The sequence below is a fragment of the Arenibacterium halophilum genome (assembly GCF_005938225.1).
Taxonomy (GTDB): Bacteria; Pseudomonadota; Alphaproteobacteria; order Rhodobacterales; family Rhodobacteraceae; genus Arenibacterium; species Arenibacterium halophilum.
Window position 1 is genome coordinate 504,972 of sequence record NZ_VCPC01000003.1, and the last position, 17,607, is coordinate 522,578.

The 17,607-nt window shown below is 65.8% G+C and carries 23 protein-coding genes; 14 read left to right on the forward strand and 9 right to left on the reverse strand.

Features of this window, described 5'->3' with window-relative positions; translation table 11 throughout:
• The first annotated feature begins 1 nt into the window (after position 1).
• Positions 2-1,198, forward strand: a complete 1,197-nt coding sequence (locus tag FGK64_RS15645) for a DUF1501 domain-containing protein (protein ID WP_138864767.1) — start codon at positions 2-4, stop codon at positions 1,196-1,198.
• 52 nt (positions 1,199-1,250) lie between these two features.
• Here the strand turns inward: FGK64_RS15645 and FGK64_RS22205 are convergent, their stop codons facing one another.
• Both FGK64_RS22205 and FGK64_RS15650 read right to left on the reverse strand, forming a co-directional pair.
• Complete coding sequence (locus tag FGK64_RS22205; protein ID WP_171054103.1) at positions 1,251-1,394, reverse strand: hypothetical protein; 144 nt, start codon at positions 1,392-1,394, stop codon at positions 1,251-1,253.
• A gap of 1 nt (position 1,395) precedes the next feature.
• The gene (locus FGK64_RS15650; RefSeq protein WP_138864768.1) at positions 1,396-2,115 is read right to left on the reverse strand and encodes a response regulator; all 720 of its coding nucleotides are present in this window, start codon (positions 2,113-2,115) and stop codon (positions 1,396-1,398) included.
• Positions 2,116-2,286: 171 nt separating this feature from the next.
• On the opposite strand from FGK64_RS15650, the gene mce reads away from it, so the two are divergent.
• Both mce and FGK64_RS15660 read left to right on the forward strand, forming a co-directional pair.
• Entirely contained in the window at positions 2,287-2,691 is a 405-nt protein-coding gene (gene mce, locus FGK64_RS15655; RefSeq protein ID WP_138864769.1) for a methylmalonyl-CoA epimerase, read from the forward strand.
• On the forward strand, positions 2,691-2,969 hold the full coding sequence (locus FGK64_RS15660) for a DUF1467 family protein (RefSeq protein WP_138864770.1): 279 nt from the start codon (positions 2,691-2,693) through the stop codon (positions 2,967-2,969). Before mce ends, FGK64_RS15660 begins: the two co-directional genes overlap by 1 nt.
• Positions 2,970-2,983: 14 nt before the next feature.
• Here the strand turns inward: FGK64_RS15660 and FGK64_RS15665 are convergent, their stop codons facing one another.
• From FGK64_RS15665 to FGK64_RS15680, 4 genes are all read right to left on the reverse strand, one after another.
• Complete coding sequence (locus tag FGK64_RS15665) at positions 2,984-3,697, reverse strand: EI24 domain-containing protein (RefSeq protein WP_138864771.1); 714 nt, start codon at positions 3,695-3,697, stop codon at positions 2,984-2,986.
• Positions 3,694-4,272, reverse strand: a complete 579-nt coding sequence (locus FGK64_RS15670; protein WP_138864772.1) for a nitroreductase family protein — start codon at positions 4,270-4,272, stop codon at positions 3,694-3,696. The genes FGK64_RS15665 and FGK64_RS15670 overlap by 4 nt, the downstream gene beginning before the upstream one ends.
• Positions 4,273-4,355: 83 nt before the next feature.
• A complete protein-coding gene (locus tag FGK64_RS15675) occupies positions 4,356-5,462 on the reverse strand; it encodes a class II histone deacetylase (protein ID WP_138864773.1) in 1,107 nt (368 codons plus the stop codon).
• 131 nt (positions 5,463-5,593) lie between these two features.
• Positions 5,594-5,833 carry a hypothetical protein gene (locus FGK64_RS15680; protein WP_138864774.1) on the reverse strand — a complete coding sequence of 80 codons (240 nt, stop codon included), beginning with the start codon at positions 5,831-5,833 and terminating at the stop codon, positions 5,594-5,596.
• A 114-nt stretch (positions 5,834-5,947) separates the two neighbouring features.
• On the opposite strand from FGK64_RS15680, the gene FGK64_RS15685 reads away from it, so the two are divergent.
• Positions 5,948-6,664 carry a M48 family metallopeptidase gene (locus tag FGK64_RS15685; RefSeq protein ID WP_138864775.1) on the forward strand — a complete coding sequence of 239 codons (717 nt, stop codon included), beginning with the start codon at positions 5,948-5,950 and terminating at the stop codon, positions 6,662-6,664.
• Between the two features lie 235 nt (positions 6,665-6,899).
• Complete coding sequence (locus FGK64_RS22600) at positions 6,900-7,076, forward strand: hypothetical protein (protein WP_246057785.1); 177 nt, start codon at positions 6,900-6,902, stop codon at positions 7,074-7,076.
• Positions 7,077-7,143: 67 nt separating this feature from the next.
• On the opposite strand, the gene FGK64_RS15695 is transcribed toward FGK64_RS22600, so the two are convergent.
• Positions 7,144-8,115 carry an L-threonylcarbamoyladenylate synthase gene (locus tag FGK64_RS15695; RefSeq protein WP_138864776.1) on the reverse strand — a complete coding sequence of 324 codons (972 nt, stop codon included), beginning with the start codon at positions 8,113-8,115 and terminating at the stop codon, positions 7,144-7,146.
• 135 nt (positions 8,116-8,250) lie between these two features.
• On the opposite strand from FGK64_RS15695, the gene FGK64_RS15700 reads away from it, so the two are divergent.
• The 5 genes from FGK64_RS15700 to FGK64_RS15720 all read left to right on the forward strand — a co-directional run bounded on the left by FGK64_RS15700 (position 8,251) and on the right by FGK64_RS15720 (position 12,372).
• Complete coding sequence (locus tag FGK64_RS15700; RefSeq protein ID WP_138864777.1) at positions 8,251-9,960, forward strand: acyl-CoA dehydrogenase; 1,710 nt, start codon at positions 8,251-8,253, stop codon at positions 9,958-9,960.
• Positions 9,961-9,965: 5 nt separating this feature from the next.
• Positions 9,966-11,012 (forward strand): MBL fold metallo-hydrolase, encoded by a 1,047-nt coding sequence (locus FGK64_RS15705; RefSeq protein WP_138865020.1) that lies wholly within the window; start codon positions 9,966-9,968, stop codon positions 11,010-11,012.
• Positions 11,013-11,016: 4 nt separating this feature from the next.
• Positions 11,017-11,502, forward strand: coding sequence for a DUF6173 family protein (locus FGK64_RS15710; RefSeq protein WP_171054104.1), 486 nt, complete (start codon positions 11,017-11,019; stop codon positions 11,500-11,502).
• Between the two features lie 79 nt (positions 11,503-11,581).
• A complete protein-coding gene (locus FGK64_RS15715) occupies positions 11,582-11,716 on the forward strand; it encodes an aa3-type cytochrome c oxidase subunit IV (RefSeq protein WP_138864779.1) in 135 nt (44 codons plus the stop codon).
• A 35-nt stretch (positions 11,717-11,751) separates the two neighbouring features.
• Positions 11,752-12,372, forward strand: a complete 621-nt coding sequence (locus FGK64_RS15720) for a hypothetical protein (RefSeq protein ID WP_246057786.1) — start codon at positions 11,752-11,754, stop codon at positions 12,370-12,372.
• Here the strand turns inward: FGK64_RS15720 and FGK64_RS15725 are convergent.
• Together FGK64_RS15725 and FGK64_RS15730 are read right to left on the reverse strand one after the other, a co-directional pair.
• A complete protein-coding gene (locus tag FGK64_RS15725; RefSeq protein ID WP_138864780.1) occupies positions 12,352-12,699 on the reverse strand; it encodes an AzlD domain-containing protein in 348 nt (115 codons plus the stop codon). The genes FGK64_RS15720 and FGK64_RS15725 overlap by 21 nt on opposite strands.
• Positions 12,696-13,412, reverse strand: coding sequence for an AzlC family ABC transporter permease (locus FGK64_RS15730; protein ID WP_138864781.1), 717 nt, complete (start codon positions 13,410-13,412; stop codon positions 12,696-12,698). The genes FGK64_RS15725 and FGK64_RS15730 overlap by 4 nt, the downstream gene beginning before the upstream one ends.
• 88 nt (positions 13,413-13,500) lie before the next feature.
• On the opposite strand from FGK64_RS15730, the gene FGK64_RS15735 reads away from it, so the two are divergent.
• The 4 genes from FGK64_RS15735 to FGK64_RS15750 are packed head-to-tail and all read left to right on the forward strand — an operon-like array spanning position 13,501 to position 17,568.
• Positions 13,501-14,355 (forward strand): formate dehydrogenase accessory sulfurtransferase FdhD, encoded by an 855-nt coding sequence (locus FGK64_RS15735; RefSeq protein ID WP_138865022.1) that lies wholly within the window; start codon positions 13,501-13,503, stop codon positions 14,353-14,355.
• A complete protein-coding gene (mobA, locus tag FGK64_RS15740; RefSeq protein ID WP_138864782.1) occupies positions 14,352-14,972 on the forward strand; it encodes a molybdenum cofactor guanylyltransferase MobA in 621 nt (206 codons plus the stop codon). The genes FGK64_RS15735 and mobA overlap by 4 nt, the downstream gene beginning before the upstream one ends.
• Positions 14,969-15,460, forward strand: a complete 492-nt coding sequence (gene mobB / locus FGK64_RS15745) for a molybdopterin-guanine dinucleotide biosynthesis protein B (protein WP_138864783.1) — start codon at positions 14,969-14,971, stop codon at positions 15,458-15,460. The genes mobA and mobB overlap by 4 nt, the downstream gene beginning before the upstream one ends.
• On the forward strand, positions 15,457-17,568 hold the full coding sequence (locus FGK64_RS15750; RefSeq protein ID WP_138864784.1) for a molybdopterin-binding protein: 2,112 nt from the start codon (positions 15,457-15,459) through the stop codon (positions 17,566-17,568). The genes mobB and FGK64_RS15750 overlap by 4 nt, the downstream gene beginning before the upstream one ends.
• Positions 17,569-17,607 lie beyond the last annotated feature (39 nt).

Here is a 17,607-nt window from a genome sequence, read left to right on the forward strand (position 1 = left end):
GATGCCTAATCTCTTCACCCGCAGGCATTTTTTTGCCCGCTCCGCGCTGATCGGGTGTTCGGCGGCGGCCAGCCCTTTGCTGACCCCGGTCAGCTTTGCCGCCGCCCCGTGGGATACGCGGCTGGTGGTCATCATCCTGCGTGGCGCCATGGATGGCATTGACGTGGTGCGCCCCTATGGCGCGCCTGAATACGCGACGTTGCGCCCGGGCGAGGCCGGTGGCGGGCCAGACCTGGACGGGTTCTTCGGCCTGCATCCGGAACTGTCTGATCTGATGCCGCTGTGGAACGCCGGAGAGCTTGGCTTTTACCATGCGGTATCGACGCCCTATCGCGACAAACGCAGTCATTTCGACGGGCAGGATATTCTGGAAGCCGGGACTCCGGGGCTCGACGGGGCACGGGATGGCTGGCTGAATCGCCTGCTGACCAAATTGCCCGGAGTCGAGGCACGCACCGCTTATGCCATCGGGCGCGGCGACATGAAGTTGCTGGCGGGCAGCGCCCCGGTGGCGGATTGGTCGCCCGATGCCGATCTGGTGCTCAGCCCGCAGGCGCTGCGTCTGGCCGAGCGCGTGATGGAAGACGATCCGGCCTTTCATGCGGCGTTTTCTGAGGCGCTGATGTTGTCGGGCGACAGCGCGCTTGCGCCCTTGCCGGACGAGGAGACCATGGGGATGGGCGCGCCGGTCGACAGCAACAAGGCCCATGCGGTTATTGCTGAATATGCGGCTGAACAGTTGCGCGGGGATGCCCGGATCGCAGCGTTTTCGATCAATGGTTGGGATACGCACAATCGCCAGTCGCGCGCGATTGTCCCGGCGCTGCGGCGGCTGTCAGAGACGCTGCTGTTGCTGCGCAGCGGGCTGGGGAATTCGATCTGGTCGAATACGGCGGTGATCGCGATGACGGAATTCGGGCGCACCGTTGCGATAAACGGGACCGGCGGAACCGATCATGGTACGGGCGGCGCGATGGTCCTTGCCGGGGGCGCGGTGCAAGGCGGCAAGGTGCATGGGGATTGGCCCGGTCTGGCCGAGTCCGATCTGTACCAGCGCCGTGACCTGATGCCCACGCGGGACGTGCGCGCGCCGGCGGCCTGGATCATGCATGGCCTTACAGGTATTGATCGCGCCGCGTTAGAGCAGGTGGTGTTCCCGGGGCTGGACATGGGCGACGATCCCCGCGTCACCCGCTAACGTGGCAAGCGACCGTGGTGGGCGGTACTGCACCTTACCCGGGGGGGAGCGCCTAGGCGGGGGGCTTGGCGCCGACGATGCTGTGGCTTGGCGGCGCCTCTTGCCGGTTTTCACGGATATGACGCGCGGCCTTTCGGGCCTGAACGTACATGATGACAAGTATTGCTGTCAGTGAAAGCAGGAATAATTCAATCATGTCAAATCGCCCTTTTTGGTGCGGTTTCGCGTCGGATCAATTCCGCCATCCGTCGTGACAGTGAGGCGGATGGCTCCCCTTCGTCTCGGGCCTGGGCCAGCTCGGCTGCGACCTGTTCCAGAAACCCGTTGCCCGCGCTGCGGGCCAGCCCGCCCAGAAACTGCGCCACATAGTCAAGCGTTTCCGGGTTGGCCGGTTTCTCCAGCACATCGACGATCAATTCCAGATCGTCCTGCAGCGCCAGATCGTCAGGTGTGATGGTATCGTCCTTGACCGCGCGCGGGCCGATGTGCATCCGCTCGGCCCCGACATGAGACAGGATTGCGGACTGGAAGGCCGTGAGGGATTTCAGCGGTTTGGGCAGAAATCCGTCGGCCCCGGCGCTGATCGCGAGCGTTTCGGCGTTGTCGTCGCCCGAAGTGCCCAGAACCGCCGCCACACGCGGCACCGCCGTTGTCAGTTCGCGGATCAGGTCGGTGCCCGACCCGTCAGGCAGACCCAGATCGACGATCACCACAGAGGGGCGGTAGATTTGCAAATGTCGCCGGGCCGAGCGCAGACAGTCGGCGCGGCGTATCCGCGCACCGCTGCGCAGACACAAAAGGCGCATCGCTTCGCTGGCGAACCGGCTGTCTTCGACGACCAGGATGGTCAGGCCAAGCAGGGGCCGGTCAGCGGTTGGTAAACGGTGCGAATTCGCAAGAAGATCAGGCTCGTCCATTATTCGATTTCCTTCGATCACCTGCGACTCACGCTAATGCTTGGTGGCTAACGCAAGGTTAACGCCCCAGCGGTTCGTCGGGTCCATCGCAGTGTACGAATGGGGCGGGGCCTTGCCCTTGGCCCCGGCGGACCCCATAACCAAGGCAGCAAAGCCAGACAGGAAAGTGCCATGATCGGACGTTTGAACCATGTCGCCATCGCCGTGCCCGACCTTGACGCGGCCGCCGAGCAATATCGCAGTGCGCTGGGGGCCAAAGTCGGTGCGCCGCAGGATGAACCCGACCACGGGGTCACGGTGATCTTCATCGAACTGCCGAACACCAAGATCGAGCTGCTGTATCCGCTGGGCGAAAACTCCCCCATCCAGGCGTTCCTGGACAAGAACCCGTCGGGCGGCATCCACCATGTCTGTTACGAAGTCGATGACATCCTTGCCGCGCGCGACCACCTGAAATCCACCGGCGCGCGGGTGCTGGGCAGCGGAGAACCCAAGATCGGCGCCCATGGCAAGCCGGTGCTGTTCCTGCATCCCAAGGATTTCAACGGCTGCCTCGTGGAGCTGGAGCAGGTCTGATGGCGATCACCTCGGCAATTGTTCTGTACATCGTGATCTGGACGCTGGTGTTCTTCGTGGCGATCCCGATCCGCCTGAAAACACAAGGTGATGTGGGCGGTGTGGTGCCGGGCACCCACGCCAGTGCGCCCGAGGTGCACAACCTGAAGAAAAAGGCCTGGATCACCACTGGCGTGGCCGCCGTTCTGTGGGCCATCACGACGTGGATCATCCTGTCGGGCTGGATCACGCTGGAGGACTTCGACGTGATGCACGTTCTGGGCCGCAACGGAAACTGACCCCCAGGGCGGGGTCAGCTGCGCGCGCGGGTGCCGATCACCGAGTGGAAGATGTGGGTGAAGGTGGCCGCGCCAAGGATCGGCACCAACAGGTTCACCAGCGGCACCGACAGCGGCAGCGCCATCAGGATGCCGGCCAGCCAGATCGTGCCGCGATGGCGTTTGCGCAGATCGCGCGCGGCGTCGCGCCCGACCCGACGCATGGCGGCAAGGGTGAAATATTCGCGCCCCAGCAGAAACCCGTTCAACGCATAGAACACCATCGCCCAGCCCGGCGGAAAGATCACAAGAAAGATCGCGCCAATGATGAAGGCGGCGATGTTGGCGGCGATCAGCAGGCCCAGGAAGTTGACCGTATCGCGCAGCGCATCGCCAAAGGGCACGGGCGTCGCGGGCGGCAGCTGGGGATAGTGGCGATCCTCGACCGCCTGCGCCACCTCGTCCAGAAACATAGAAGTGATCGCCGAGGCCACCGGCACCATCAGGAAAACAGACAGCACCATCATCAGGATCAGAGAGGAAAAGCTGAGCAGATCGTTGAGCCACAGCACCTCTCCCAGCACGGGCAGGGTGATTTCCGTCCCGAAAACCGAGGTGATGAACCACAGGAAGGCGGCATAGGCCGCCACCAGCAGCAGGAAGGTCAGCAGGATGCCCAGCCCCAGAACCCGGCGGAACCGCCGGTCGCCGATCTGCGCAACCGCCAGAAAAAAGGCGCGCAGAATCATTCGCTGACCCAGCTGGTGATCGCGCTGATGTCGGGGCGGGGGCGTTCGGGCGGGGCCGAGGTTTCTGTGCCGATGTGGATGAAGCCCGCGATGCGCTCATGCGGGGCCAGCCCCAGCGCCTTTTCGCGGAAGGCAGCATCGTGGCTGATGAACCCCGACAGCCAGTTGGCGCCCCAGCCCGCCGCGAGCGCGGCATTCAGAAGCGCAAGGCAGACAGCACCAGCGGAATAGGTCTGTTCCGCTGGCGGGATTTTCTCGGACGGTTTCTGAACCTCGATCACTGCCACGGCCAGATGCCCCTGATCGAACTGGCTGCGCGCCTTGGCGATGTCTTCGTCGGGTTTGCCCAAGGAACGGGCGCAAGATTCGGCCACATTGGCCAGCCGCGCCATCGCGCCCGCTTCGATCACGATGAACCGCCACGGCTCCAGCTTGCCATGATCGGGGGTACGGCCTGCGGCTGTCAGCAGAGGCACCAGCGCGTCGTGGTCGGGCACGGGGGGCTGCAATGTCTTGGCCGGGCGCGAGCGCCGGGTCAGAAGGAATTCGAGCGCGGCGGCGTTGGGATCGGGCATATGTGAAACCTTCTTACATTCTTTGGGGCATATCTCTGCCGCCTCGGGGCGGATTTCAACCCGCCCCGCGCGCAAATCGGCGCTCAGGTGCCAAGGTAGGCGGCCATTTCGTCGATCAGCGACAGTTGGAACGCCTCGACCCGGGCCGAAGGCTGGCGTCGTCGCAGATTGGGCGCCATCGGATCGGGGGCGTCTATGGCGCTGCCGGCCAGCGCGGCAATGGTGGCATGGCCGCAGAAGGGCACATAGACCTCGGAATAGCCGCCTTCGTGGACCAGCACGAGGCGCCCGCCGCACAGATCGGCGGCGGCCTGTTTGATCATGGTGGTCAGCGTGCCGAAGGTTTCGGCGGTCATCAGCATCTGCGCCAACGGGTCGAACCCCGAAGCATCGTATCCGCAGGCGACGATGATCATGTCGGGTTTGAATTTATGCAGGGCGGGCAGCACGATCCGCTCCATCGCCGCGACATAGGCGGCGTGGCCGCACCCGGCGGGCAGGGGGACGTTGATGTTGCAGCCCTCGCCCCGCCCGGTGCCGCGCGCCTCGATCTCGCCTGTGTCGAGCGGATAATTCCCGTCCTGATGCAGCGAAATCGCCAGCACGTCGTCGCGGTCATAGAAAATCGCCTCGGTCCCGTTGCCGTGGTGCACGTCCCAGTCGAGCACGGCGACGCGACCCAGGCCGTGGGTGGCCTTGGCGGCCTCGATCGCGATGGCGATATTGGCCAGCAGGCAGAAGCCGTTGGGCCAATCGGGCAGGCAGTGGTGGCCCGGCGGGCGCGACAGGGCATAGGCGTTGGACAGCGCGCCGGTCAGCACCTTGTCGACGGCGCTTTTGGCCAGCCCGGCCGACAGGGCCGCGATTTCAAAACCACCACGCGCGAAGGGCGTGCGTTGGCCCAGCTCTCCGCCGTTTTCATCCGACAGCGCCTTGAAGGATTGCAGATAGCTTTCGGGATGGATGCGGCGCAGGTCTTCCCATGTCGCGGGGTCGGCCGAGGCATGCGTCAGCTCGGCGCTTAACCCGGTCACATCCAACAGGTTCTTCAGCCGCCGCTTGGTTTCGGGGTTTTCCGGCAAACCGCCAGCTGCGAGCGGCTGCACCAGCCCTCCGATCTGCATCGTCGCGGCGTAATTTCCGCCCGCGTGCCAGAAACAGCGTTCGTCCCACAGGAAGCCGGTTGCCATGATCCATCCCTTCGCTTTTGTCGCAATAGTCCGGGCGGGGCGGGGAAATGTCCATGCCCGCGGTGCGGGGAATCGCGCGTGCCGCGCGATGGCCTCCGGCGGGGATATTTATGGCCCAAAGAAGCGGGGATTCAGCCCGGGCGGCGGTCGAGCCGATAGACGCCTTCGGGCAGGTCGAGTGCGGCGCCCAGATCGGTCAGCTGCTCGGGGGACAGGGTGATGCGCATGGTGGTGCCGGTGCGCGGATCGAACTGTTCCAGCGTCACGCATTCGGCAAAGCTGTTGATCACCACATCCTCAAGCAGAGGTGTTTCGCCTTCGTCGACAAGGATGATGACGGTCGAGTCGAACTCGTGTTCAATCGTAAACATATCGCAAGAGTGCCGGGGCGCGCGGGGCGATGCAAGCCCGATGGCGCGCAAAGGCGGTGGCGGGGAAGGCTGGCTGTGCTAGGTTCGGGACAAGAGCAGACAAACGGAGGCGGGATGCGCCGGTTTTTGATGGCGGCCCTGTGTGGGCTGGGGCTTGCGGGCTGTGACGTGCCGGCGCGGGTGGGCGCGCCCGGGCAGATGGGGCAGACCGTTCCGGGCACGGGCATGACGGTGGGCGAGGCGGCGCGATCCTTTGCGGATGTGGTGGCCGCGGTCGAGCCGGTGGCCGAGGCCGAGTGCCGCGCGCGCGCGCCCCGGGTGAACTGCGACTACCTGATCCAGGTGGATGCCGACCGGTCTGCGCCTGCGAATGCCTTCCAGAGCCTTGATTCGGCGGGGCGGCCGGTGATCACCTTTACCGTCGCGCTGATCGCCAGTGCCGAGAATGCCGATGAACTGGCCTTTGTGATGAGCCACGAGGCCGCGCATCACATTCGCGAACATCTGGCGCGGCAGCGGCGCAATGCCGAGGCCGGGGCGGTGGTGTTTGCCGGGCTCGCCACCCTGACCGGCGGGACCACGGCGGATGTGGCCACGGCGCAGCGGCTGGGGGCTGCGGTCGGCGCGCGCAGCTATTCCAAGGAGTTCGAGCTTGAAGCGGACGAACTGGGCACCGTGATCGCCGTGCGTGCGGGGTATAACCCGCTGATCGGGGCCGGATTCTTTACCAAGATACCCGACCCCGGCGACAAGTTTCTGGGCACCCACCCGCCGAATGGCGACCGCCTTGCCGTGGTGCGGCGCACGGCGGCGCAGCTTGGGTTCAACTAGCGGATTGCCCATTGGTGGGGTTGGCGCATAGTCTGTTGCCGATTTCATCAAGGAGATTTGTTGCGATGTTTCGTCGTGTCTTTTTGGCGGCCGGGCTGGCCGCCGCATTCATGCCCGCAACCGGCATGGCGCAGGGCGTGCCTGCCGATATTTCCGGGCAATACCGGGTCGAAGGGGCAACGCCGATGGGTCGGCCTATGCCGGGCTGGTCAATGTCAACCAGAGTGGCGGTGGCGTGGGCTTTGCTTGGGTGGTGGGGTCGCAGAGCTATAGCGGCACCGGCACCCGCGAGGGGCGCGTGGTGACCGTGCATTGGGGCGACAGCACGCCTGTTGTCTACGTCATCATGCCCGACGGCACGTTGCACGGCACCTGGGCAAATGGGCGCGCGCTGGAGCGGTTGTCGCGCTAGGGGCAGCCTCACGCTGATCGGCCGCATTCCGCCCGTGGCAGAGTCTTCGGCAGAAGGTGACGGTTCGTCAGCCGCGCGGCGCGGCGGCGCGCGTCAGCCTGTCATTGATGGCAAGGCCAAGGCCCGTCGCCGGGACCGGGGCAACGGCGATCGGTTTGCCAAGGCGGTCAAGCCGGTGCAGGTGGTCGAACAGGTGCGCAGCGGCCTCTGCGAGGTCGCCCCGAGGTGACAGGTTCAGATCATCCGGGCCGGTTCCCGAACAGGTGCCGAAGCCAAGGAACAGCTCGCCCGGGCGGGCGCTGCCGGCGTTCAGACGCACCGGCGCGCCGGGGGCGTAATGCGATGTCAGCTGTCCGGGCGCAGTGATCGGGCCACCGGTCTCGGGGCGGAGCAACGGTTGGCCCAGCGCGGCTTCAATCTCCTGCGCAGGCAGGCCGCCCGGGCGCAGCAGGGTCGGGGCGCCAGCAAGGCTCAGGATCGTCGATTCCAGCCCCACGGAGCAGGGGCCGTCATCCAATACGGCGGCGATGGCGCCATCAAGCCCCGCCAGCACATGGTCGGCGTTGGTCGGGCTGATCCGGCCAGAAGGATTGGCCGAGGGGGCGGCAACGGGAATCCCGGCCTGCGCCAGCAGCGCGCGGGCCGTGGGGTGCGCTGGCACTCGAAGCGCGACGGTCGGCAGGCCCGCCGTCACAAGCGAGGACAGCCCGTGCCCTTCGCTCAGGGGCAGTACCAGCGTCAGAGGGCCGGGCCAGAACCGGCGGGCGATGTCGCGGGCGGTGTCGGTCCATTCGACATAGGGTTCGGCGGCGTCAGAACTGGCTAGGTGCACGATCAGCGGGTTGAACCGGGGCCGCCCCTTGGCGGCGTATATCGCGGCCACGGCCGCGCCGTTCCGGGCATCCGCGCCCAGCCCGTAGACCGTTTCGGTTGGGAGGGCGACAAGCTGCCCGGCGCGCAACAGCTCGGCCGCACGGGCCAGACCCGGCGCATCGGCGCCAAGGCGTTCGGTCTGTTGGGGCTGATCGGCGATGGGCATGGCTGTGACGCGGCGTTTTCGGCGGCTGAACCGGTTGTAGGCTGGATTGGGCGCCGCCGCTGTTCCATAAAGCGGACGGCGGCACAAGCCTTAAGCGGCCCCGTGCTCGCCCCGCAAGCCACCTTGGAGGTTGACATGCCCTATCGCGCGCCCGTTTCCGATTATGAATTCCTGCTGCGTCACGTCGTCGGTTACGACCGGGTCAGCGGCACCGAGCGTTTCGCCGAGGCCGATGCCGATGTCGCCAGCGCCATCCTGACCGAAGCGGGCAAGATGTGCGAAGAGATCATGGCCCCCCTGCAGCGCAACGGCGACCTGACTCCGGCACGGCTGGAAAACGGCGTGGTGCGGACCTCTCCGGGGTTTGCCGAGGGCTGGAAGGCGATTGCCGAAGGCGGCTGGATCGGGATGAGCGCGCCCGAAGCCTATGGCGGCATGGGCCTGCCGATGACCCTGACCACATCCGTGAACGAGATGATGAGCGCGGCCTGCCTGTCGCTGCAACTGGCCCCGCTGATGAGCCAGGGCCAGCTTGAGGCGTTGGAGCATCACGCGAGCGACCAGCTGAAAGAGCTGTTCATGCCCAAACTCATCAGCGGCGAATGGTCGGGCACGATGAACCTGACCGAACCGCAGGCCGGGTCGGACGTGGGCGCGCTGTCCAGCAAGGCCGAACCGAAGGGCGACGGCACCTATGCGATTTCGGGGCAGAAGATTTACATCAGCTGGGGTGACAATGATTTCGCAGACAACGTCTGCCACCTGGTGCTGGCGCGTCTGCCCGATGGGGTGCCGGGCACCAAGGGCATCAGCCTGTTCCTGGTGCCGAAATACCTGCCCAGGGAAGATGGCACGCCGGGCGAGGCCAACAGCCTGAAGGTCGTCAGCCTTGAGCACAAGATGGGGCTGCATGGCTCGCCCACCTGCGTGATGCAATACGATGGCGCGACCGGCTGGCTGGTGGGGGCAGAACATGGCGGCATGGCCGCGATGTTCACGATGATGAACAACGCCCGCCTTGGCGTAGGCGGGCAGGGCGTTGGCGCGGGCGAAGGCGCCTATCAGCACGCGCTGGCCTATGCGACCGAGCGCAAGCAGGGCCGCACCCCGAAGGGCGACAGCGGCACCATCGCCGATCATGCCGACGTGCGCCGCATGTTGACCGCGATGAAGGGCGATCTGTTCGCCGCGCGCGCCATCATGCTGGCCTGCGCCGTAGCGATCGACATGTCCACCGCGACCGGCGCCCCGGAATGGAAAGCGCGCGCCGCGCTGTTGACCCCGATTGCCAAGGCCTTTGGCACCGATGTGGGCATCGACGTGGCCCAGATGGGCGTGCAGGTGCATGGGGGCATGGGGTTCATCGAAGAAACCGGCGCCGCGCAATATTATCGCGATGTGCGGGTGACGGCGATATACGAAGGCACCAATGGCATCCAGGCGATGGATCTGGTGGGCCGCAAGATGATGGATGGTGGCGAGGCCGCAGGCGCGCTGATGGATGAAATCGAGGCCGCCGCCGAAGCGGCGCGGGCCACGCACCCGGCATTGGCCGAGGCCGTCTGGCAAGCCACCGAAACCCTGCGGGAAACCACCGAATGGCTGGTTGGTCAGGACATGCAGGACCGGTTTGCCGGTGCGGTTCCCTACCTGCGCGCCTTTGCGCGGGTGCTGGGCGCGCACTTCCATCTCTCGGCGGCGGTTGCCGAACCGGGTGGCCCCCGTGCGGCTCTGGCTGCTTTCTATATCCAGCGCCTGCTGCCCGAACACGCCGGGTTGCTGACACAGGTGCATGTGGGGGCCGAGGGCCTGTACGATCTGTCGCTCGACGATCTGGTGGCCTGATGGGCATGGACGGCGGCAGCCCGGCAAAGCTGCGCTATCCGTGGGACACGCCGCCGGACCCCGGCGGCTGGCAAGAGGTGGCGCCGGGCATCCTGTGGGTTCGCCTGCCGCTGCCGATGAAGCTGGACCATGTGAACTGCTACGCGCTGGAGGATGATGACGGCTGGACGGTGATCGACACCGGGTTCGGATCCAAGAAGACGCGCGCCATGTGGCAGGCGCTGTTCGACGGGCCGATGCAGGGCAAGCCGGTGACCCGGGTCATCATGACCCATCACCACCCCGACCACATGGGCAATGTCGGTTGGTTCCAGACCGAGCTGGGGGCCGAGCTGATCTCGACCCGCACGTCGTGGCTGTTTGCGCGGATGCTCTGGCTGGACGATCAGCAGGCGCCGCCGCCCGAAACGCTGGAGTTCTGGCGCAGCGCCGGGATGGATGCCGAAATCCTTGCCAAACGCGCGGGGGAAAAGCCGTTCAACTATGCCGACATCGCCTACGACATGCCGCTGGGGTTCAAACGCATCCAGCAGGGCGACACCATCCGGATGGGTGGCCGGACGTGGGACATTCACACCGGCAACGGCCACGCCCCCGAACATGCCACGTTCTGGAGCCGGGACGACAATCTTGTGATCTCGGGCGATCAGATCCTGCCCTCGATCAGCCCGAACATCGGTGTTTACGTGACCGAACCAGAGGCCGATCCGCTGGCGGGCTGGCTGGAGGCCTGCGAACGCTTTGCCGTCCTCGCGCGGCCTGATCACCTTGTGCTGGGCGGCCACAAGCTGCCGTTCACCGGGTTGCCCACGCGGATGCGGCAGCTGATCGACAATCACCACGGTGCGCTGCGGCGGCTGGAAAAGCATCTTGCACAGCCGCAATCTGCCGCAGAATGTTTCGCGCCTCTGTTCAAACGCAGCATCGGCCCGGATGAATACGGGTTGGCACTGGTTGAAGCGGTTGCCCATGTGAACCACCTTTACCTTGCCGGGCGGGTCAGCCGCACGCGCCGCGCCGATGGCGCGTGGGAATACAAAAGCAGGGGGTGACCCTTTGGACGACGATATCCGCACAGCCGCCGAGGCCGAAGAGGCCGCCGCCCTTCCGCGCCAGCGCGAGGTCCACGCCAACCCCGAGGATTGCGCCGGGCTGGAAAAGGTGCCGGGCAACCTGCGCGGCCCCGGCGCGGGCAAAAGCGCGGCGCAATGGGCCTATGAGCGGCTGATCCTGTATATCCGAAACTTCGAGGAAAAGCTGGACGCCGAGCACGAGGTCGCGATGGGGTTCACCGGCGGGCAGACCGGCATCATGCGGATCGAGGGCTTGGGATTTTTCGACCCCGATATCATTACCTTCTACGGCACCGACCCAAGCGGCGCGCGCACCCAGATGGTGCAGCACGTCAGCCAGTTGAACGTCGCGCTGCGGGCGCTGCCCAAGCATGTGCAATCCGAACCGGCCCAGCGCATCGGCTTTCGTCTTGCGCAGGCGCTGGAAACCGACGAAACCCTGGAAACCGGCACCCCGGCGCCCGATTGACGCGGGGCACCATTGACAAGGTGACAGCCGCTCTCGAATCCAGTATCCAGCGGCCAAATTGAAACGAAAAGGCGCAGATATGGCAGACCACAAGCAAGGCGAGATGGACATCTCGGTTCAGGAAGCAACCTTTGAGGGCTTCATGAAATTCGTATCGCGGACCACGATCTGCATCCTGGTCCTTGTTGTCCTGATGGCGATCTTCATCACCTGATCCGACGCCCCGATTTCCCGACACCGGAGAACCCAGTGCTTTACCGATTGACCTGCGCAGCCGTTCTGGCGCTGGGGGTGGCAGGTTGCGCCCCCGAACAACCCTATGCCGATGCCGAAACCGTGGCCAAGGCGCGCTATGTCAGCAGCGAACCACCTTCGGTGACGCTGTACACCATGGTGAACAACCGCACGGGCAAGGGCGGGCATTCGGCGCTGCACATCAACGCCTCGGAATCGATCATCTTCGATCCGGCCGGATCCTACTATGCCGATGTGGTGCCGGAACGGAACGACGTGCTGTACGGCGTATCGCCCGCGATCGAACAGTCGTATCGCAGCGCCCATGCCCGCACCACCTTTCACGTTGTCAGCCAGAAACTGCCGCTGTCGGCGGCGCAGGCGGAACAGGCCTATCAGCTGGCCGTGACCAATGGCGCGGTGCCGGGGGCCTTCTGCGCCAACGCGACCTCGACCATTCTGGGGCAGGTGCTGGGCAAGGATGCCATCAAGACCACGATGTATCCGACCAACCTGCAAACCCAGTTCGCACAGCTGCCCGGCGTGATCACCGACAAGTACTATGAAGGCGACAGCGCCGATCTGCAGGACGGTCTGGCGCGCGGCAATGCCGCCCTAACCGCCCAGCAGGAATAGCAGCAGGTACAGCGTGGCGGCGCCCGAAAAGATCGCCGCCAGCACGTTCTTGACCAGATAGCCCACGGCCAGCGTCACCGCCGCTGCCGCCATGCGCGGCGTGTCCATCACACCACCCGTGGCCGCGGGCCAGATCACCAGCGGCGTCACCAGCGCGGGCAGAACGGCCACGGCGGTATAGCGCAGATGCCGCAGCACCCACTCCGGCATCGCGCGGCTGCCCACCATTCCGATGAAAATGAAGCGCAGCGCAAAGCTGCCCAGTGCCAGACCGATGATAACGGTCCAGACGGTGGCCGGATCGAACGGAACGCCCGCGTTGGTCATGAAAACAGCCCCCGGCGTTTCAGCATCAGTTCGACTTGTGCGCCGGTCATCATCGCCGCCGCACCGGCCACCAGCAGGCCAAGGTTATAGGGGATGCCCACCGCAAGAATCGCGACCACGATCGACACCAGCGCCGCCGCGATATGGGCCGGAGTGCGCAGCATCGGCCCGATCATCGCAAGGAAGGCAATCGGCAACGCGAAATCCAGCGCCCAGCTGTCGGGAATTTGCGACCCCATGACCGCACCCACCAGCGTGGCCGTATACCAGAGCGGAGCGATCAGCGCGCTAGTGCCGAAGAAATAGGCCATCCGTTGCGGCACGGTCATCGCGGGCTCGGTTTCAAACTTCACGATGGACAGCGAATAGGACTGATCGACCGTGAAATAGGCCGCCAGCGCCCGCTGCCACAGCGGCGCACCGCCAAGATAGGGCGTAAGAGAGGCCGAATACATCGCCACCCGCAGGTTTACCGCCAGCGCCGAGGCCAGGATAATCAGCGTCGGCGCATCTTCGCGCAGCAGTTGCAGCGCGGCAAACTGGGCCGAGCCGGCAAAAACCGTCATCGAGAAGGTGAAGATCATCGTCAGATCCAGCCCGGCCTCGGCGGCAAGCACGCCGAACAGCAACCCGAACGGCCCTGCCACAAAGATGAAGGGCAGGCTGTCGCGGGCCCCGCGCCAGAACCAGGATTTCGCGGTGGTGCGTGTCATTGGTTATCCCTAGGATGAACCCGACCGGAGTATATGCGAACGCAGGGAGTTGCAATTGGCGCGCAGCATTTCCGATGTGGCTGAACAGATGGCCGATTACATCATCGCCCCGAACCCGAATGCCCAGCGCCTGACTCGCGCCATCGACGGGGTCGATCACACCGGCGCGCAGGTCGAAATTCCGGTTGTCGAGGAACGCCCGCTGACGATTTTCCTCAACAGTCAGGAAATCGTGACGGCGATGACGATCGGGGATTATCCCGATTACCTCGCGCTGGGATTCCTGCGCAATCAGGGCATGTTGCGCGATGACGACATCATCACCGCCGTGGATTACGACGACGATCTGGAAACCGTGGTGGTGCGCACCGAACGCCAGACGAGCTATGAAGAGAAGCTGAAGAAGAAAACCCGCACATCGGGCTGTGCTGTGGGCACCGTGTTCGGCGACATGATGGAGGGGCTGGAGACCCTGACGCTCCCCGCCGCTGAACTGCGCCTGTCGTGGCTGTATGCGCTGTCGCACACCATCAACCGCACCCCTTCGCTGTATTTGCAGGCAGGGGCGATCCACGGCACCGTGCTGTGCCGCGCCGATCAGCCGCTGGTCTACATGGAGGACGTGGGCCGCCACAACGCGGTCGACAAGGTGGCGGGCTGGATGCTGAAACATGGTGAATCGGCCGAGGATAAAATCCTCTACACCACCGGGCGGCTGACATCCGAGATGGTCATCAAGACCGCGCAGATGGGTATTCCGGTGCTGGTCTCGCGCTCGGGCTTCACCGCCTGGGGCGTAGAAATCGCGCGGCAGGTCGGGCTGACCCTGATCGGTCGCCTGCGCGGGCAACGCTACGTCTGCCTCTCGGGCGCCGACCGGCTGATCCGGGATGTCGAACCGTCGTCATCGCGCGAGGATACGGGCAAGAGGCACCGCGAATGAAACAACCGCTTGGCGTCATTCTGGCGGGTGGGCAGGCGCGCCGCATGGGCGGGGGCGACAAGGCGCTGTTGCCGCTGGCGGGGCGCACCATGCTGGACCATGTCCGCGACCGGCTGGAGCCGCAGGTGGCCGGGCTGGCGCTGAACGCGAATGGCGATGCCGCGCGCTTTGCCGCGACCGGCTTGCCTGTGCTGCCCGACCCGGTGGCGGGCTTCGTCGGGCCGCTGGCCGGGGTTCTGGCCGGGCTCGACTGGGCCGCCGGGCAGGGGGGCGAGACCATCGTCACCGCCGCAGGTGACACACCTTTCTTCCCCGAGGATTTGGTGCCGCAGCTGCTGCTTGCCGCCGAGGGCATGGCCGCCCCGCTGGCCCTTGCCGCCACGCCGGGCGACAATGGCAAACCCCAGCGCCACCCGACCTTCGGCCTCTGGCCCGTTGCCCTGCGCGATGACCTGCGCGCCGCGCTGACGGGGGGCTTGCGCAAGGTGGTCCAATGGACCGACGCGCATCGCGCGCAAACCGCGATCTTCCCCGCGCAAGGGCTGGACCCGTTCTTCAACGTGAACACGCCCGAGGATCTGGAGCATGCCAACCGCCTGCTTGAGGGAGAAATATGAAGATTTACGGCGTCACCGGCTGGAAGAACGCGGGCAAGACCGGGCTGATGGAGCGGTTGGTGAACGAGATCTGCGCGCGCGGCATCTCTGTCTCGACCGTCAAGCACGCGCACCACTCATTCGATGTCGATCACCCCGGCAAGGACAGCCACCGCCACCGCATTGCCGGCGCGCGCGAGGTGCTGCTGGCCTCGCGCCACCGGGTCGCCCTGATGCAAGAGCTGCGCGACGATCCCGAGCCGCCGCTGTCGGACCTGCTTGCCCGGCTCTCGCCTGTCGATCTGGTGCTGATCGAAGGCTACAAGCGCGACAGCCACCCCAAGGTCGAGGCACATCGCGCCGAAACCGGCAACCCGCTGATCGCGCCCGGCGATCCGACCATCCGCGCCGTCGCCAGCGATACGCCGTTGACGCTGGACCGCCCGGTGTTCGACCTGGACGACACCGCCGCCATCGCCGATTTCATCCTCTCCGAGGTCGGGCTGTGAGCTTTGACACCATCGCCGTGGTCGATTGGTCGGCCGCCAAACGCGCGCCTGCGCGCCCTTCGAAAGATGCGATCTGGGTTGGAATCACCCGTGCAGGCTACGACGAAGAGCCAGTGTATCACCGCAACCGGATCGACGCCGAGGCGTGGCTGGCCGAATTCATCGCAACCGAACGCGCGGCGGGCCGCCGCCTGCTGGTCGGATTCGATTTCCCCTTTGGCTATCCCGCCGGTTTCGCCCGTCTGGTCACCGGCAGTGACGACCCGCTGACCCTCTGGGACTGGTTCGCGGATCAGATCGAAGACACCCCCGAAGGCGAAAACAACCGTTTTGCCGTGGCCGAACGGCTGAACCGTCTTGCCCCCGGTCCAGGGCCGTTCTGGGGCAAACCCAACCCCGATGGCTGGCCCGATCTGCCCTACCGCAAGGAAGGCATCCGTTTTGCCCCCTTCGCCGAGCGCCGCGCCTGCGACCACGCGGCCAAGGCGGCTTCGTCCTGTTTCCAGATGAATTACCCGCCAACGGTCGGCGGGCAGGTGATGATGGGCCTGCCGATGCTGTCGCGCCTGCGCCGCCTGCCCGGAGTCGCCGCATGGCCATTCCAGCCGTGGCAGGACGCCCCCGTTGTGCTGGCGGAAATCTGGCCCGGGTTGATCGAACCGGCCGTCAAGGCGGCGTCAGCAAAAGGCACCATTCGCGACCGCGAACAGGTCCGCCTGCTGGCCCGCGCGCTGGCCGCGCTGCCGCTCGACGGTTTGATCAAGATGATGGCTGACCACAGCGCCGAGGCAAAAGAAGAGGGCTGGATCCTCGGCGCCGGTCACAATGACACCCTGATCCGCCACGCCACGCCCGTGCTTGCCCCGCCGCCGCTGCGCAACGATTGCTTTGCCCTGCCCGCCGGGGTGGACTGGACTCCGGTCGACGAGGCGCTGGCCCTGCTGCGCGACAGGCTGGCCTCGGTTACCGGCACCGAAACCATTGCCACCGCCGATGCGCTGGGTCGCATCCTCGCCGCCGATGTCACCGCCCCGCGTTCCAACCCGCCGCTGCCCAATACAGCGGTCGATGGCTATGGCTTTGCCGGGCCGCTGTCCGAAGGCGATCATGTCATTCCGCTGACGCCGGGCCGCGCCGCCGCCGGGTTGGCCCAAACAGGCACGGTGCCGCCCGGCCACGCCATTCGCATCCTCACGGGCGCGAGCCTGCCCGCGGGCGTCGATACGGTGATCCTGCAAGAAGACGTGACTTTGGGAGAGGGGGCCATCGCCTGTCGCGGCCCGCTGAAACGCGGCGCCAACACCCGCCGTGCAGGTGAAGACGTGGAACAGGGCGCGACCGTGCTGCCCAAGGGCCGTGTGCTGGGCGCGCCGGATCTTGCCCTGCTGTCGGCGGTCGGGGTGGATCGGGTGATGCTGCGCAAACCTCTGCGGGTTGCCGTGATTTCAACGGGTGACGAGTTGGTCGATCCCGGATCGCCCGCGCAACCCGGCCAGATTTACGATGCGAACCGCCCGATGCTGCTGGCGCTGCTGCGCCGCTTTGGTGCAATTCCGGTGGACATGGGCCGCGCCACAGACGACCGCGCCGCCTTGCGCGCCCGGCTGGATGCAGCGGCGGACATGGCCGATGCGGTGCTGACGAGCGGCGGCGCTTCGGCTGGCGACGAAGATCACGTCTCGGCCCTGCTGACAGAGGCCGGTGCCATGACACTTTGGCGGATCGCGATGAAACCGGGCCGCCCGCTGGCGCTGGGCCTGTGGCAGGGCAAGCCGGTGTTCGGCCTGCCGGGCAACCCGGTGGCCGCGCTGGTCTGCGCGCTGATCTTTGCGCGCCCCGCGCTGGCTCAACTGGCGGGCGCACCCTGGCCTGAACCGCAGGGATTCGACGTGCCCGCCGCCTTCGAAAAACGCAAGAAACCGGGCCGCCGCGAATACCTGCGCGCCCGTATGCGTGATGGCCGGGCCGAGGTTTTCGCCTCGGAGGGCTCGGGCCGCATCAGCGGTCTGAGCTGGGCCGAAGGGCTTGTCGAGCTTGGCGATGACGCCTGCCACATCCGGCCCGGCGATCCGGTGCGCTTTCTGCCCTACGCCAGCTTCGGGCTTTGACCACACCGTGATTTGAACCGGAAGTGTGGCGCGCTATCT